This window comes from Novosphingobium sp. (genome assembly GCF_049240505.1).
In the GTDB taxonomy this organism is placed as follows: Bacteria; Pseudomonadota; Alphaproteobacteria; order Sphingomonadales; family Sphingomonadaceae; genus Novosphingobium.
The window spans coordinates 22,851-39,018 of the sequence record NZ_JBMLSM010000107.1; the positions used below are offsets into that span (position 1 = coordinate 22,851).

Genomic DNA, 16,168 nt, shown 5'->3' on the forward strand with positions numbered 1-16,168 from the left:
TCGTGAGCGGAGGTTCCGCAACGCCCCCGGATGCCAAGACGCAGGCTTCCGGGGCGGGATTAGAGCATCTTTTGGACGTGGTTGTCGTCGGTAGCGGCATGGGCGGCGCAATGGCTGCTGCCATTCTTTCCCAAGCTGGCCATTCGACACTTATCCTCGAAAGCGCGCGACCGCCACGTGAGGGAAAGATAAAACTGTCGTTCAAGGCGAAGCTCAAAGCCAAGCTGTTCAGCAAACCTACTGCCGATCCAGGCGGAGAACGCTGGCCAGACCCGCTTTTGCTCCGTTCACATTCCGATGCTTCCTATCGCGAAGTTCCTTCGGTGGTTGCACGCATCCCCGGCGGTTCGTCGCAGGTATATGGTGCGGCTCTTGCGCGTGCGCGGCGAACGGATTTTGAACGGGACTGGCAGCCGGATGCATGGTTGCCCGGCGCGCAGCACGCCTTGCCCAACGCCTGGCCCGTGAACTTTGACGAGATGCGCGGCTATTACGAACGAGCGGAACAGGTGCTGCGCGTGCGCGGGACGCGCGATCCGCTTGATGCCGACGATGACGCAGGCCTGCTGCCTCCACCACCGGTATCGGCCACCATCGCGAAGTTGGCGGAAAGGCTGGAGGCCAATGGTCGGCACCCGTTCAGAATGCATGTCGGGATCGATTATCTGCCCGGCTGCAAGGAATGCCAAGGCGAACGCTGCCTGCGCCTTTGCAAGTCAGACAGTTTCACACGCGCATTGCGCGAGGAACTGGCTTCGCAGCGTGCGAAACTACGGACCGATGCCAGCGTTGAGCGGATCAGGCCGCGTGCAACAGGCGGCTACGATCTCGTTGTGCGATCTGCACAGGGCGAAACAAACATTGTTTCTGCAAAGCGCGTAGTGCTGGCCGCGGGCGCGCTCAATACACCTCTCATTCTGCAGCGCTCGCCAGAATTGTGGCCGGAAGGGCGCGCGCCAGAACTGGTCGGTGGCGGGCTGATGTTTCACTTTGGCGATATCTTCGCGGTGCTGAATGCTGCCGACCGGTCACCCGCCCACGGTGCAATGAAGGTTCTGGGCTTTCGGGACCATTACACCGATGGTGCAATGCCGCTTGCCGAATGCCAGTCACTCGGCATGGCCGGATCGCCGTGGATGGTCAGCAAATATCTTGAAGGCGAAGCAATGGAAATGGGCATCGGCAAGTTGCCCATGCTGCGCCTCATCACTGATGTGATCGGCACACTCGCTTCTGCCATGTTCAAGCGGTCGGTCCTGTTCACGTCGAATCTTGAAGATCTGCCTTATGCCACTAACCGGGTGGACGCCGCGGGCGATAGCATAGTTCCGGGCCTTGGCAGGGTAGCGGTGACCTATCATGCACCGGACGAATTGCTTATTCGCGCCAAACGCTTCCGCAAACTGATGCGTGAAGCATTTGTGCCATTTTCCGTGCGTTTTCTCAAAAGGTTGGGCGCGCCCAATCTTGGCCATCCGATGGGCACCTGCCGCATGGGCACTTCGCCCGAAACATCGGTTACCGCACCCGATGGTTCGGTGTGGGGACATGAAGGGCTGTATGTGGTCGATGCATCGGTGTTTCCATCATCGCTGGGCATCAATCCGGCGCTGACAGTGGCGGCCAATGCGATGCGCGTGGCCGAAGGAATTGCTGCGACTGCAACAGGTTTGCGGGCCTGCGCAAATGCCACAGGAGAACCCTGTGTCGATTGACACCCTATCAGCGTTAATACATAGCTTGCGCAGCAGTTCTGCTGCACTTGCGAAGGGGAAGCGGTACTTTTGATGGCGCCAATGCCCGCCTTGAATACTGCGCCCCCTCCCCGGCCTGTAAACCGCCGGTTGACGCGGGAAGAAGTCAAGCGGCTGTCCATGCCGCTGGTTCTGTTCTGGGCGCTACTGCTGCCTGCAGGCCTTTCGCTGGATCTGGGTGGCGTGGTCATTCCGCCCTATCGCCTGGTCGCGATGGTGCTGATGCCGTTTGCGATCATGGAAATCGTGCAGCAGCGCCTGCGCATGACCGTGCCGGACTGGCTGATCATCGGCGGCGCGGCTTACGGGTTCGTCGCCGCGTTCGTTGCGCTGGGCATCGATCGCGGGTTGCAGTTCGGCGGCAGTTTCGTGATCGATTCGCTCGGTGCCTATCTGGTCGGGCGTGCCTATCTGGTCGATGCCCGAAGGCTGCGCGAATTCCTCCGCCGGGCGCTGCCGGGCGCGCTGATCATCGCGGGCATTCTGGTGTTCGAATCGATTTCGCACCAGTTGCTGATCGCGCCATTGTTCCCGCAACGCGGCACGATGGAAAACCTGTACGAAATCCGCATGGGCCTGTTGCGCGCGCGCGCCACTTTCCCGCATTCCATTGCGGCGGGCATGTTCATGATGTCGCTGCTTTCGCTATATTTCCTTTCAGGCCTTCCCCAACAAACACGATTGCTGGGCGTGCTGGCCTCGCTGGCTGCGATCTTTACCGTCAGCAGCACGGCATTTCTGGCTCTGGCGCTGACAGCATTCCTGCTGGCCTATCGCGGTTTCTTCAACGTGGTTCTGCGGATGCGCGAACGGCTGATCTATCTCGTCTACGCCTTCATCGCGCTGTATGTTTCACTTGAGCTGTTTACCGGGCGTGGCGCGATCCGCACCCTGATCCAATACGCCACGCTGAATCCCCGGTCAGGTTATTACCGCATCCAGATCTGGACTTATGGCAGCGCTTCGGTCGAACACAATCCGTGGTTCGGCATCGGTGACAAGGCGATGGCCCGCGCGCACTGGATGGTGATGGAAACCATCGACAATCACTGGCTGATGCTGGCCGTGCGCTATGGCCTGCCCACCGCGCTTCTGTTCGGGCTTGGCGTGGTGTGGGCCTTGTGGCGCTGCGGCGCAAGGAACCGCCGCCTCAACGCGCTGGATTACGGCACAACCATCGGCGCTATGATCGCGCTGGCGGTTTCGGCAATGGTGGCGTGGGCTGGTGCGCTGTGGGCAAACAACATCGCGTGGTTCATGATGACCGCAGGCTTCGTCGTCGCACTTTCGGAACAGGTGCGGCTGAACACCGGAGTCGATAAGGTAACGCGGCGGAAACAGGCCCCTCGGCTCGGCATGGCGAACCCGCCGCGCCATGCCTGAAGCATCGCCAATCCCCGCAAAGCGATATGCCTCGCTTGACGGAATGCGTGGCCTCGCCGCGTTGGCAGTTGCGCTGTATCACTGGGGCCTTGCCACCACACCGGTTGCGCCTGCGGGTTATCTGGCTGTCGATTTCTTCTTCGTGCTGAGCGGGTTCGTAATCGCGCTCACCTATTCTGAACGACTGGCCGGAACGCTGTCTGCGCGCGAGTTCATGATCATGCGCGTGATCCGGTTCTATCCGATCTATCTGGTTGGGCATGTGCTGGGTTTCCTGCGCAGCATGGCAATGTTGGTGGCAGGCAACCCCAACGTGCGGGGTGGGACGGAACTGGCCTTGGCCACGGTGTTCGGCACGTTCATGCTGCCGGTGCCACTGGATGCCCGAAATCTCTTCCCGCTCAACGTGCCTTCGTGGACGCTGTTTCTGGAACTTCTGATCAACGTGGCATTTGCGCTTGGCATGTTCCGACTGTCCAATCGTGCGCTTGCAGGCATCATGGCAGCAAGCGCGGCAGTTTTGATCGGATTTACCGGCCCGCCGCATTTCATGGACGTGGGATATTCCGCAGCCACGCTGCCGCTTGGCATCGCGCGCGTCTGTTACTCCTTCCCGCTCGGCATCATCCTTTTTCGGATTCTTGGAACTATGCCCCGGCGGTCTTCGTGGCTGGCGTTTATCCCTCTGGCGGTGCTGGTTGTGGTTCTGGTCTGGACGCCGGACGAAGCCCAGCGCGGACTGTGGGAACTGGCTTGCGTGTTCGGATTGTTTCCAGCACTGCTGGCCGCAGGCATTCGTCTGGAGCTGCCAGCCACGCTGGGTCGGCCTTTCGAATTTTTGGGTGCAATCTCCTTCGCGGTATACGCCATTCACGGACCGCTGATCATTTTCGTGAACAAGTTAACGGAACGCTTGGCGCTTGATGGCTGGGCAGCGGTCGCGGTCTATCTGCTCATCCTGATGGCGGCCGCACAGGCGGTGGCGGCATTGTTTGATGCGCCGGTTCGTGCGGCTATCGGCAAATGGCGGCGGCAAAGGCGTGTGGTGGCCGGATGACCAGCCTTGATACGGGGGACGGGCGACCTGACGTCAGCATTCTGATCGTTGCCTACAACTCGCGCGGCTTTATTGGCGATTGTATCGGTTCGGTCATCGCGCATACCGGTTGCAGTCATGAGATCCTGCTGATCGACAATGGTCGTGATGGCACAGCGGATCTGGTGGCGCAGGAATTTCCTTCGGTGCGGATTGTGCCGAGCCGTGGAAACATCGGCTTCGGCAAGGGCAACAACGCACTGGCGACAGAAGCGCGCGGTCGGTATCTGCTGCTGCTAAATCCTGACACACAGCTTTACGACGGCGCCATCGACAGGTTGCTGGACTTTGCCAAGCGCCAACCTGCCGGTGCTTGGGGTGGGGTGACGACGCTGCCGGACGGCACGTTTGACACGGGCAATTTCCTTTCGATTCCCACGGTGCCGGGCCTGCTGCGCAATGCCTTTGTCGGCAGCAATGTGGGCGTGCGCCGGGCCGAGCTTGAGGCTTTGACGGAGCCGGAGCGGGTGGACGTGCTGTGCGGCGGATTGATGATGCTTTCACGCGCGACGTGGGACCGGCTGGGCGGTTTTGACGAGAGCTTCCTGCTCTATTCCGAAGAGATCGACCTGTTTGCGCGCCTCGGCAGGCTGGGTGAGGAGGCGTGGATCACGCCGCACTGCAAGATCATTCACAACGTGGGCAGCGGCACACCCCATTCGGCCACGCGACTGATGTTCGCAACCACCGGGGCGATGCACTACGCGCGGCGGCACTGGCAGGCTCCGCTGATGCAGATTGCCGGGCTGGCGCTGTGGCTTGAAGCGGCGCGGCGTTGGGGGACAAGCACGGTTCTCGGCCTTGCCTCACGCGCGCACCGGGCGCGGCGCAAGGCCTATGACCGGGTGGTGTTGCAGCCCTGGCGGTGGTGGAACGGTTATCGCGGGCGCACTTCGCTGGATTGAACGTCAGCCGAAAAAGCTGATCCCGACGACCTTGCGCACTACGATCGAGGCGGTGATGCGGCGGACGAAGATGCCCGCTGCGACGGCGCTAGCTGCCCCCATCACGCCGTAGAGCGGCACAAGAACGTAGCTCAGCACACCTGCGACGAGGCAGCCGACCACGCCGAACGTCAGCGACCACTTCTCCTGCCGCGCCATCAGCAGGATCGATGAGACTGGGCCAGTGGCGATATTGGCCATCTGCCCAATCGCGATCAGACGAAGCGCATTCGCCCCGCCACGGAACTCTTCACCGAAAAGGCCAAGCAAAAATTCCGGGGCAACAAGGATCACGATCATCAGCGGCGATCCCGCCGCGATCATGGCGAACGATACGTTGCGCGCCAGACGGGCGACTCCGGCCTTGTCTCCCTGCGCCAGCTTGCGCGCGAAGTGTGGGGCCATGATCGATTCGGACGCCATCATGATCAGGCCGAACAGCGCGCCGATCTGGAAGCAGACGCGGAAGATGCCAGCGTCTGCTGTGGTCGCGGTGTTGGTCAGCATCAGCGTGGCGAACCATTCCACGAGGAACACCGTGACCTGCGAACCCAGCACCATCAGGCCGGAAGTGAGCATCGGGGAGTGTTCGCCCACAGGCCACTTGCTGATCAGACGATAGACTGCGATCAAAGACACGACGAGGCAGACAGCGTTTCCGAATAGGTAGAAACCGGCGGCGTAGATCGTTGGCAACGCGCTGCCTGCAAGGGCAAAACCGGCCAGAAGGGTGAGCGCGAGACCGGTGCCGAGAGGCCCTTGAACAGCCTGCGACAGGGCAATCTTGCCCAGCGCGCGCAATGTGGATCCCAGCAGGCGCATGACCGCCATGACGGGAATCAGCAGGCCAGTCATCAAGATGAAGGGCGCGGCTTCCCCACCCTTTACCCAAAGCTCTGAAATCGGGCGATTGCCGAACACGAAAATCGCACCGACAATCAGCGAGGCGATGAGCGTGACACCAACCGCATGATGGATCGCCTTGCGCGCCACGCCGAAGTTGTTTTCGACCTTGGCCACCGAGATCGTCCGCACGATCACGATATCCATGCCCAGCGCGGTCAGTGTCGAAAACAGGACACTTGTGGTCATCACGATCGCATAGAGGCCCGAGCCATGCGGCCCGAACTGCCGCGCGACCAGCCAGTTCAGCGCAAAGCTGATGCCTGCGGTAAGAAACCGCATGGCAAATGCGATCAGCATTTCGCCGCGAACGCCGCCCAGCTTCGCCTTCAGCATCTGCACGTCATTTCACCTGCAAAAGGGCTGCGTCGCCAGTTCAGGCCGGATCGCGGATCAGCAGCAGGGTTTCGAAAGGATCGAGTTCCCACTGCGTGGCCAGTGCCGCATCATCGGCAAAGGCGTTGAACGATTCGACCGAAAAGCCAGCGCTTTTGAGCGACTGTTCATAGGATTCAGGCGTGAACAGGCGGACGTGATCGTCCTGCCCGAACACGTCGATCCGCTGTTGCGGCCCCATGTCCTGTCCGCCATCGCGATGGTCATCCATCTTGAGCGCGATCGGCACCTGCATGATCGCCAGCCCGCTGCCCTGTTTAAGCACACGCCGCACTTCGGACAGCGCCTTTGGCAAGTCGTATACGTGTTCCATGATGTGATTGGCCACGACCAGATCGACCGAATTGTCAGCCAGGGTCAGGCCTTCAAGATTCTGCGGCTGCACATCGTTCATGTGGCGATAGCGGTGCGGCGCAAGGTCATAGGCGGTGTAGCCCGATCTGAAGCGCCCGCGCAGTTCGATGGACAGGCCCTTTTCCGGTGCGAAATGCGCCACCTTCAGCCCCGACGCGCCGCCACGGAAAGCCGCGTGATGGCGCGTGAGGTAAAACCAGATCAGCCGTTCCCGCGAGCCGGAATGGCACACCGGGCAAAGATCCTTGCGCCGCTTCAACCCGCCCACGACCTGAAGTTCTTCGAGGACCGGGAAGCCATATCCGCTATCGATCCGTCCGCGTGTTGCAGTGCCGCACACTTCGCAACGGTTGGGTCCGAAATGGACGACCTTTCGACCGATCGCGATGGCCGGATAAGGGATCATCGATCCGATACGCTTTTTCAGGCTCAAAAGCTTATGCTCCGGTGAAGAGGTATTTTCCCGCTGCACTGTAGTGCTGCGCGCGCGACATTATCGATTTGCCCGCCGCTGACAATGATTTTTGCTGCATTGCGGAATGGCTTTTACTGTCAAACGTGATTATGCCGTTTTGGATCAGTTCTGCGGGAAGGCGTTTGAAGGTGACGGAAAAGTCCGGGAATGCCGAGAATGCAGCGGGCCAGATAACCGCATCGGTTTCGCAAAACGATGCTGCCACGATAGGTGCAGCATTTGCACGGCTGGGCAATCGCGGGCCGGGCTTCGACACGGTTCGGATCTGCGCGGCAAGCGCAGTGGTCTTTCATCACAGCCTTGCCATCAAATACGACATCGTTGCGGTGGACTGGATCAACGCTTTCAGCCGGGGCTATACCAACCTCGGCTTCCTTTCCGTCGCGATCTTCTTCGTTCTCAGCGGCTTTCTCGTCACGCCCGGTCTGCTGCGCAATGGCGACGTGCTGGAATATCTTTCCAGACGTTTCATGCGCATCATGCCGTTGTTGTTCGTGGTGGTAGCCACGACTGCGCTGGTGATTGGGCCGATCGCTTCCGAGCTTGCCCCGGCAGAGTATTTCACCCGCTCCGCGACGTGGCTCTATTTCCGCAATCTGCTGACGTGGCTAAGCCTGCATCTGCCGGGTGTGACCGATTATGACGGCGGTCGCACAATCAACGGGCCGATGTGGACGCTGCACTACGAATGGCTGTGCTATATCACGCTCGGCGTGCTGCAATTGCTGGCAATCACCCATAATCGCCAGCTTTTTCTGGCTCTTTGGTGCATGACGATCCTTGCTGGAGCGCTGATCTATTTCGGCGTGGTGCCGACCGGTCCGTTCAAACTGCTGCGCCTTTTCGAACTGTTCGGCTACTTCGGCGCCGGATCGCTGATCTATCTCTATCGCGACAGGATTCCCTATTCGCCGGGGCTGATGGCGCTGGCTTTGGCACTTCTGCTCGGCTCGCTTTGGTTTGGCCTGGGGGTAATCACCGCGCCGATGCTGGTTGCCTATCTTGTTGCGGGCCTTGGCATGATCCGCTTTCCGTGGGGGCCGCTGCTGGCCAAGGCGGACTTGTCTTATGGTATCTATCTGACGCACAGCGTGGTTTTTGTGGTGATCATGCGATTCTGGCCGGTGGAAGCCCCACTGGTGTTGTTCGTGCTGGGATGGGGTATGGCCTGCCTGATCGCGCTGATGACGTGGACATTCATCGAGAAGCCCGCCCTGCGATACAAGGACGTACCGGCCCGACTGGTGCGCTCGCTAATCGGCCCGCGCCTGGCGGGCAAGTTCGGAGCCGTAGCCTGATGAGTTCTTCCGTAGCGCGTATGATAGAACCGCGCGATTTGCAGAATGTGGTAATTACAGGCGCCGGGTCGGGCATCGGCAGGGCATTGGCGCGTGCCTTTGCCGCCAAGGGTTTCACAGTGGCGGCATTGGGCCGCACGCAAGCCGCGCTGGAGCAGACCGCAGACGGTAACCCGGCGATCCACCCCTACACAGTCGACGTGTGCGACGCGCACCAATGCCTGAGCGTGTTTGCGCGGATTGCGCAGGACGTTGGCCCTGTCGACGTGCTCGTCGCCAATGCTGCGATCTATGACAAGGTTCATTTTCTGGACCAGACGCCCGAATCGTTTTCGGCGATGATGCGCACCAATATCGAAGGGGTGGCCAATTCGGTGCGCCCGGTGCTGCCGGGGATGCTGGAACGCAATTGTGGCCGCATCATCGTCATGGGATCGCTGGCTGACGTCAATCCATTCCCCGGATCGATGGCCTATGCCACCACCAAGGGCGCGCTCCATCCGCTGACACGCGGCATCGCACTGGAGATCGACCGCGACCGCTATCCCAATGTGCTGGTGAACGAGTTCAGCCCAGGCGCAACGCGGACCTCGATGAGCGATCATGGCAATGCGCCCGAAGATATCTTTCCGATGCTGCTGCGAATCGTGGAATTTCCATCGGGCGGACCACACGGCAAGTTCTTCTCGGAATGGCGGCAGGTCCATGTGGGCGAAAGCTGGAAAGGCGCGCTGAAACGTATCATTCTTCGGAAGAAATGATCCTCATCGGGTTGCGGAAACGGGTTCGAGAAAACATTTTCCTACAGGCATTGGGCAGTGATAGTTGGATGTTCGCCTTTTGTTTTAACAAGGAGAACGTTCATGGAAGACCCGTTCCTCAACACCGTCGACAGCCCGATGACTCCGGCAGGCACATGCTTTCCAATCACGCCGCATGATACGGTAGAATTCGAACGTGCGACCAAGGCCGTGTATGTCGGAACGGGCGGCGATCTTGTCCTGCGTTCGGTCAACGGTACGGCCGATGTGACATTTCGCAACCTGCCCGCCGGTTTCATTCTTGACGTTCGTGTGCGCGCGATCCGCCTTACCGGCACCACGGCCGCCGATCTGGTAGGCCTCGCCTGATGGCGGGTTTCGGCTTTGGATATGGCCCATCGCTGGCCACCCGCATACGGCCATCGACGACCCGATTGGCCGGAATTGCCCCCGGCGAAGGGTGGACCGGAGTTGCCGGGAGTGGCTTCCAGGCCGTTCCTATTGATCCTGTCAGAACGCTGGCCAAGCCCGCCATGCGGCTGCTGGTGCCGCCAAATCAGGCTTACACGGACCGGTTGCTGGTAGGCGTCTATGCCGGAGCGAACAATGGCGGGACGCTGATCGACAATATGGGCCTTGAGAAGGTCGTGGCCCATTACGAAGGGCGCGCGATCGAGATTCCCGAACCATCACTGCAATCCTTCAACGATGCGAATGGTAACCCGGTCACCTATTTCGGCTGGTGGATAGAACTGCGCCGCGATGGCCGCGATGGCGAGGCCAACCTCTATTTCGAGGCAGTACCGCAAGACCCCGAACTTCAGCGGCGGGTTATGGGGCCTTACGCATTCTTTCCACAAGCGGTGGTGCACGACTATTCGGTCATCGTAGCACCATCACAACCGGTGATCGGCGGTGGGCGCTACCAGTCGGTCACTGCGGCGCTGACCTATATGCGGAGCGTTGGAGCGCACCATCCGCTGATCACGATCACGGAACCGGGACTCTACGACATTCTCAACACCGGCTCTCCCCCCTATCTGGGCGCGGGATACTGCACGATCAGTGCCGATGTGCCGGTGACCATCGGCAAGACCGCATATACCAATGATGCCAATGCAATCATGCGGATCAATTACGAAGGTCTGCGCTTTCAGGGCGAGAACATCACTTTCGATTTGAAAAACGTATCCTACATGCGCAGCGAGAGATTGCGCGACCTGTGGTTCGATGGGGTGAAGTTCATCAATTCGGATGGACGGTATCATCTTTGGCGCAAAGGCAAGCGTCCCGTCCCGCAGTTTGGTGATGGCTCCCCGTGGTATACCGAGTGCGACTTCTTCAATGTTTCCTATGCCGCCTGCCGGTCGTCCCTACTCCGAGGCTCGGCGTTCCGCGAAGGATTCAACGACGTAGCCACCGATGGCGCGTGCGTAATCGGCAATCGGGTTGACGACTGGGATTCCACGCCAGACTGGCACAAGGACGTGGATGCGATGACCGTGCGCTACGTGGGACCGGAAACCACGGCAACGCTGGCTCTTGCAGGCGGCAACGACGTCAGCAGCGTCCGCACCTTCACTGCGCGGTGGGGCGCTAACAGCGCGACTTTTCAGGTGAGCGCATCCGAGGCCTACTATCTTGCCGGGACGAATTACGATGTCTCGGATGTCGTCGCCTGGTTGAACGGCCTTGGCGTCGGGTTCGAAGCAACGCTGATCGATGATTCGCGCCGTGCTTCGGCGCTGTCATTACCGGGATTGAAGGGTATCGGCTTTGGCCAGATGAGCGTGAAGAGCACCACGCTACTGCTTGTCACCGAATTCGATGTCCACGCCGATTTCTGGCAACAGAACAGCATTGCCGGTGGTGGGATCGTGGAAAACGTCATCATTGCCGAGAACACCGTGGTCGGGATGGTGGGGCAGGACATTTTCATCAAGGGTAGCGATGGAGCACGAGACTTCCTCGTGCTCAACAACGCCTTCTGGAACAAGATTGGAGAATCGGTTTACGCCACCAATTCGGGCACGGCGAGTCAGGTGCAACAGAACCATAGCCATGTCGTTATCGCGCACAACACTTGGGCTTCGCAGCAGTTCAACCTTCGCACGCAGGACACCTACAACCCCGACAGCTTCTGCCTTTTTGCCAACAATGTTCTGCGCCGGATCAATTGGCTCGGCCCGATCGATGCAGATCTCAAGATAGCAGACAACCATATCTTCGAAGGCTGGACCGCCCCCTCGCAGGGAACCGGCACGACCATCGCGGGCAATTACGACACGTTGTTAGTCGATCCTGCAAATGGCGATTTCACGCCTACCGCTTTGCTGCAAGGCATGACGCGTGCGCCCAAGGTTGGACACGATCGCAAGCGAAAAAAGCGCGGGGAAAGTTGCCCTCCCGGCGCTGATTGAAGCAGACATCCCGGCTCTGCCGCACGATAGGGCCGGGATGCCCAACCTCGGTCAGGAAGGTGATATAACCAGATAGCTCTTCGGCAGGCCGAGCATGTGTTCGGTCTGGATACGCGATCCGGGGAAGAACTTTCGCAGTTCCGCTTTGCCCAGCAACTGCGTTTGGTCGAAGTATTCAGCAGCGTTGGCATCGCTCAACAGGCCGAAGGGCGATACACGAACGAGTATCCGCCCCAGCGGACGCGGCAGCCAGTGAACCAGCGGCAGGCCGAAATGAAGTTCGACCGGGAATGCTGGCGATGGTGTCTGCACAACAAACCGCTTTGCAATGCGGCGTAACTCTGCCGCCAACCCCGCACGCGCTGCGACGGGCACATGTTCGATCACGGAATTGCAGATCACGATATCTGCAGACCCATCCTCTTCAGGAATATGGATGCCATCGTAGATACGGATTTCTATCCCGCTCTCATCAGACAGGGCCATCGCGGCCCGACCCATGTCGATATTGTAGATGATCACCTGCCGGGGCCGCAGGATATCGGAAACGCCGCGCCAGAACGCTATTGATCCACCGATATCGATGACACGCGCCCCGACGATTTCGGGAAAAGCCTCTAGCGTTCAGCCCGCCTGCGCCGCAACTTGCGCTGGATGGGGCGGACAATCCTTCCCCAAGGACGAATCTTTGCCTGCGAACTGCTGTCACTCATGATCAACGCTCCTGAAGCGGTCGCCACCATGCCTCGTTTTCAAGATACCAGCGCAGCGTGCTGCGCAGGCCATTCTCGAAATCATGCTGCGGTACATAGCCGAGTTCCGCCCGCGCCTTGGTCTCATCGATCGCATAGCGACGATCATGACCCTTGCGGTCCTCGACAAATGTCTTGAGTTCGCTGGTTGGACGCCCCTTGGCCGCCGGTGCATCGGGGAAACGCGCAGCCAGCCCGTCGATTTCGGCGAAGGCGCGGTCGACTTCGGCGCAAATGCGATCGATCACTGCCATGTTTGGCAGTTCTTCACCGCCACCGATATTGTACGTTTCGCCCGGCTTGCCATTGTGAATCGCCGCTTCGATACCGCGACAGTGGTCCTCGACATAGAGCCAATCGCGCACGTTCATGCCATCGCCGTAAATCGGCAGCGGCTTTCCGGCGAGCGCATTGAGCACGAACAGCGGGATCAGCTTTTCGGGGTAATGGTATGGCCCGTAGTTGTTCGAACAGTTCGTCGTCGTCGTGTTCAAACCATAAGTATGGTGATAGGCACGGACCAGATGATCGGACGCGGCCTTCGACGCGGAATAGGGCGAGTTGGGCTGGTACTGGGTGGTTTCCGAAAACGCCGGATCGTGCGGCCCGAGAGAGCCGTAAACCTCATCGGTCGATATGTGATGAAAGCGATGCTCGCACCCGCTACCCGCGTCGAGCCAGACCTTGCGCGCAGCTTTCAACAGGCTGTTCGTGCCGAGAATATTGGTATCGATGAAAGCATCTGGACCCGTGATAGACCGGTCCACGTGGCTTTCGGCAGCGAAGTGGACCAGCGTGTGCACATCGCGTTCGCGCAGCAGCTTTTCCACGAGATCCGTATCCCGAATATCGCCTACCACCAGTTCGGCCTGTTCGACCCCGGCAATGGTCGAGCGGTTGCCCGCGTATGTCAGGCAATCAAGCACGATGATCGCATCGGCAGGATTTTGCTTGGCCCAGTAGTGGACGAAGTTGCCACCGATGAAACCGGCTCCACCGGTAACGAGCAGGTTAGCCAAGGGTCTTTTCCTCTTTAAGCATTGTTTTCAGGTTGGTGCGCCAGTGGATGTGGGCATCGCCCAGCAGCTTGCGCGTGCCCGAAACGTCGAGCACGGAAAAAGACGGGCGCTTTGCCGGGGTTGGATAGTCTGCAGTTGCAATCGGGGTGATCGACGGACCACGCGACAGCAAACCCAAGGCCTGCGCCTCCTCGGCAATGGCGACAGCAAAATCGTACCAGCTTGCTACGCCTGCATCGCGGTGGTGATATACGCCCGGCTGATCCTCGGCAGCCAGTCCCCACAACGTATTTGCAAGGCCGGTGGCCCAGGTCGGCGTGCCGATCTGATCCGCAACCACGCTCAGGCTGTCACGTTCACGCATAAGGCGCAGCATCGTTCGCACGAAGTTTGCCCCACCCGCAGCATAGACCCAGCTGGTGCGCACAATGATCGCTTCGGAACCGGCCGCATCTTCGCCCGCCGCCTTGCTGGCACCATAGACTGACTGCGGATTGCGGGCATCTTCAGGCAAGTAGCCTTGGCCGCTGGAACCATCGAACACAAAGTCGGTCGAAACCTGCACCAGTCGCTTGCCCGAATTCGCCAGCGCGCGCGCAAAAGCTTCTGGCGCACCCGCATTGATCGCGTGCGCCAGATCAGGTTCGCTTTCGGCGCGATCAACTGCGGTATAGGCCGCAGCATTTAGCACGAGATCCGGCTGTTCGGTATCGACCAAACGTGCAATCGCATCAGCGTCAGACAGATCGAGCGCGCTGCGATCAAGCGCAACGCAATCCCAGCCTCCAGGCCGGGTGGCAAGAAGCGCTTTGCCCAACTGGCCATTCACGCCGGTAATCAGCGCTTTCATGCAAAAGCCTTTACGTCTGCCAGCGGCACGCCATCTGCGTCTTTCGCTGAAAGCTTTGGCTCAATGCCATCAAGCGGCCATTCGATCCCAACCGTGGGGTCGTCCCACGCAAGGCTCGCTTCGTTCTGCGGCGCATAGGGCGAGGTGCATTTGTAGAGAAAATCGGTATCGTCTTCGAGCGTCAGGAAGCCATGCGCAAAGCCTTCGGGCACCCAGAACATGCGCTTGTTCTCAGCCGAAAGCGTCACGCCGGTCCATTTTCCGAAAGTGGGTGACGACCTGCGAAGGTCTACCACCGCATCGAACACCGCACCGCGCACCACCCGCACCAGCTTTCCCTGCGGCGCCGGGTTCTGGAAATGCATTCCGCGCAACACGCCCTTTTGCGAGCGGCTGTGATTGTCCTGCACGAACGTCAGGTCCAGCCCGGCCTCGGCAAAGCCTTGCGCATTCCAGCTTTCCAGAAAGAACCCGCGCTCATCCCCGAACACCCGTGGCTCGATGATCAACGGTCCCGCGATGTCGCATTCGATGATCTTCACAGCGCGCCCTTGTGCATCAACAGTTGCATCAGATATTCGCCGTAGCCAGACTTGCGCAGTGGCTGGGCGATACTTTCAAGCTCGGTATCGCTGATGAAACCCTGTCGCCAGGCAATTTCTTCGGGACAGCAGATTTTCAAACCCTGACGTTCTTCAGTAATGCGCACGTAAGTTGCCGCATCGAGCAGCGAACCGTGTGTGCCCGTATCGAGCCAGGCATAACCGCGCCCCATGATCTCTACCGAAAGCTGGCCTTCATCCATGTAGAGTCGGTTGAGATCGGTGATCTCCAGTTCGCCGCGCGGAGACGGTTTGAGATCGCGAGCACGATCCACCACCGTCTCATCATAGAAATACAGCCCGGTAACGGCGTAGTTCGATTTGGGCTGGGCAGGCTTTTCTTCGATCGAGTTGGCGATACCATCCCCATCAAATGCCACCACACCATAGGCTTCGGGATTGTTGACCCGATATGCGAATACGCTTGCCCCCTGCGCGCGCTGGTTAGCGTTGCCCAGAAGTTCAGGCAGGCCGTGACCATAGAAGATGTTGTCCCCCAGCACCAAGGCGCTCGGCCCACCGTCAACGAAATCGGCACCAATATGAAAGGCTTGCGCCAGTCCATCCGGGCTGGGCTGCACAGCATAGCTGAGCGCGACACCGAACGCCGATCCATCGCCAAGTACACGCTGGAACTGTGCGGCATCTTCTGGCGTGGTGATGATCAGGATATCACGAATTCCGGCCAGCATCAGCGTGCTCAGCGGATAGTAGATCATCGGCTTGTCGAAAACCGGCATAAGCTGCTTCGAAACGCCGCGCGTCAGCGGGTAGAGCCGCGTTCCTGATCCGCCAGCAAGTATGATGCCCTTGCGAGACTTGCCAACCGTCGTATCCGTCACGAGTCGCGTCACTCCCACTTCACCGTTCACAGGCCTTGGCATGGCGCGAAGCACACAATTGACCAAGCGCCGCGCACTGTCTGTCTTAACATCATCTACTTGGTTTTGCTGCATTGCAGCGCAGACTTGCGAGGTCAACCTATTGTTGGGCAAATACCGGCGTGCGCCTTCGGCAAATATGGATGACGGGCTTGGCTCGGACTGCTAGTCAAAAGTCATGCAGGAAACGCTTGTCGATCCGCCCTCATTCGGATGGTATGATTCCCTTGTTGAAGGACAGTTCACAGGAGCCGTAAGGCGACATCTACCTTTACGATTT

The 16,168-nt window shown here is 59.5% G+C and carries 15 protein-coding genes; 8 read left to right on the forward strand and 7 right to left on the reverse strand.

Annotated elements, in window-relative coordinates; genetic code table 11:
- Nucleotides 1–2: 2 nt before the first annotated feature.
- From ACOVQ0_RS09280 to ACOVQ0_RS09295, 4 genes are all read left to right on the forward strand, one after another.
- Nucleotides 3–1,715 (forward strand): GMC oxidoreductase, encoded by a 1,713-nt coding sequence (locus ACOVQ0_RS09280; protein ID WP_421883314.1) that lies wholly within the window; start codon nt 3–5, stop codon nt 1,713–1,715.
- Nucleotides 1,716–1,844: 129 nt separating this feature from the next.
- Nucleotides 1,845–3,137: an O-antigen ligase family protein gene (locus tag ACOVQ0_RS09285; RefSeq protein WP_421883317.1), complete on the forward strand. Its 1,293-nt coding sequence runs from the start codon at nt 1,845–1,847 to the stop codon at nt 3,135–3,137.
- Nucleotides 3,130–4,194 carry an acyltransferase family protein gene (locus ACOVQ0_RS09290; RefSeq protein ID WP_421883320.1) on the forward strand — a complete coding sequence of 355 codons (1,065 nt, stop codon included), beginning with the start codon at nt 3,130–3,132 and terminating at the stop codon, nt 4,192–4,194. The genes ACOVQ0_RS09285 and ACOVQ0_RS09290 overlap by 8 nt, the downstream gene beginning before the upstream one ends.
- The gene (locus ACOVQ0_RS09295; RefSeq protein ID WP_421883323.1) at nt 4,191–5,138 is read left to right on the forward strand and encodes a glycosyltransferase family 2 protein; all 948 of its coding nucleotides are present in this window, start codon (nt 4,191–4,193) and stop codon (nt 5,136–5,138) included. Before ACOVQ0_RS09290 ends, ACOVQ0_RS09295 begins: the two co-directional genes overlap by 4 nt.
- A 3-nt stretch (nt 5,139–5,141) precedes the next feature.
- Here the strand turns inward: ACOVQ0_RS09295 and ACOVQ0_RS09300 are convergent, their stop codons facing one another.
- Nucleotides 5,142–6,416 carry a lipopolysaccharide biosynthesis protein gene (locus ACOVQ0_RS09300; RefSeq protein ID WP_421883325.1) on the reverse strand — a complete coding sequence of 425 codons (1,275 nt, stop codon included), beginning with the start codon at nt 6,414–6,416 and terminating at the stop codon, nt 5,142–5,144.
- Between the two features lie 40 nt (nt 6,417–6,456).
- Nucleotides 6,457–7,263, reverse strand: a complete 807-nt coding sequence (locus tag ACOVQ0_RS09305) for a class I SAM-dependent methyltransferase (protein WP_421883327.1) — start codon at nt 7,261–7,263, stop codon at nt 6,457–6,459.
- Between the two features lie 170 nt (nt 7,264–7,433).
- Between ACOVQ0_RS09305 and ACOVQ0_RS09310 the strand changes: the two genes are divergently transcribed.
- The 4 genes from ACOVQ0_RS09310 to ACOVQ0_RS09325 all read left to right on the forward strand — a co-directional run bounded on the left by ACOVQ0_RS09310 (nt 7,434) and on the right by ACOVQ0_RS09325 (nt 11,784).
- Nucleotides 7,434–8,603 (forward strand): acyltransferase family protein, encoded by a 1,170-nt coding sequence (locus ACOVQ0_RS09310; protein WP_421883330.1) that lies wholly within the window; start codon nt 7,434–7,436, stop codon nt 8,601–8,603.
- Nucleotides 8,603–9,364, forward strand: coding sequence for an SDR family oxidoreductase (locus ACOVQ0_RS09315; protein ID WP_421883334.1), 762 nt, complete (start codon nt 8,603–8,605; stop codon nt 9,362–9,364). The genes ACOVQ0_RS09310 and ACOVQ0_RS09315 overlap by 1 nt, the downstream gene beginning before the upstream one ends.
- 102 nt (nt 9,365–9,466) lie before the next feature.
- Complete coding sequence (locus ACOVQ0_RS09320) at nt 9,467–9,733, forward strand: spike base protein, RCAP_Rcc01079 family (protein WP_421883337.1); 267 nt, start codon at nt 9,467–9,469, stop codon at nt 9,731–9,733.
- Nucleotides 9,733–11,784: a hypothetical protein gene (locus ACOVQ0_RS09325; protein WP_421883340.1), complete on the forward strand. Its 2,052-nt coding sequence runs from the start codon at nt 9,733–9,735 to the stop codon at nt 11,782–11,784. Before ACOVQ0_RS09320 ends, ACOVQ0_RS09325 begins: the two co-directional genes overlap by 1 nt.
- A 51-nt stretch (nt 11,785–11,835) precedes the next feature.
- Here the strand turns inward: ACOVQ0_RS09325 and ACOVQ0_RS09330 are convergent, their stop codons facing one another.
- From ACOVQ0_RS09330 to rfbA, 5 genes are all read right to left on the reverse strand, one after another.
- Nucleotides 11,836–12,306: a class I SAM-dependent methyltransferase gene (locus ACOVQ0_RS09330; RefSeq protein ID WP_421883344.1), complete on the reverse strand. Its 471-nt coding sequence runs from the start codon at nt 12,304–12,306 to the stop codon at nt 11,836–11,838.
- A gap of 193 nt (nt 12,307–12,499) precedes the next feature.
- Nucleotides 12,500–13,555 carry a dTDP-glucose 4,6-dehydratase gene (gene rfbB / locus ACOVQ0_RS09335; RefSeq protein ID WP_421883347.1) on the reverse strand — a complete coding sequence of 352 codons (1,056 nt, stop codon included), beginning with the start codon at nt 13,553–13,555 and terminating at the stop codon, nt 12,500–12,502.
- Nucleotides 13,548–14,405, reverse strand: coding sequence for a dTDP-4-dehydrorhamnose reductase (rfbD, locus tag ACOVQ0_RS09340; RefSeq protein ID WP_421883349.1), 858 nt, complete (start codon nt 14,403–14,405; stop codon nt 13,548–13,550). Before rfbD ends, rfbB begins: the two co-directional genes overlap by 8 nt.
- Nucleotides 14,402–14,947, reverse strand: a complete 546-nt coding sequence (gene rfbC, locus ACOVQ0_RS09345) for a dTDP-4-dehydrorhamnose 3,5-epimerase (protein ID WP_421883352.1) — start codon at nt 14,945–14,947, stop codon at nt 14,402–14,404. Before rfbC ends, rfbD begins: the two co-directional genes overlap by 4 nt.
- Nucleotides 14,944–15,861 (reverse strand): glucose-1-phosphate thymidylyltransferase RfbA, encoded by a 918-nt coding sequence (rfbA, locus tag ACOVQ0_RS09350; protein ID WP_421883355.1) that lies wholly within the window; start codon nt 15,859–15,861, stop codon nt 14,944–14,946. The genes rfbC and rfbA overlap by 4 nt, the downstream gene beginning before the upstream one ends.
- Between the last annotated feature and the right edge of the window lie 307 nt (nt 15,862–16,168).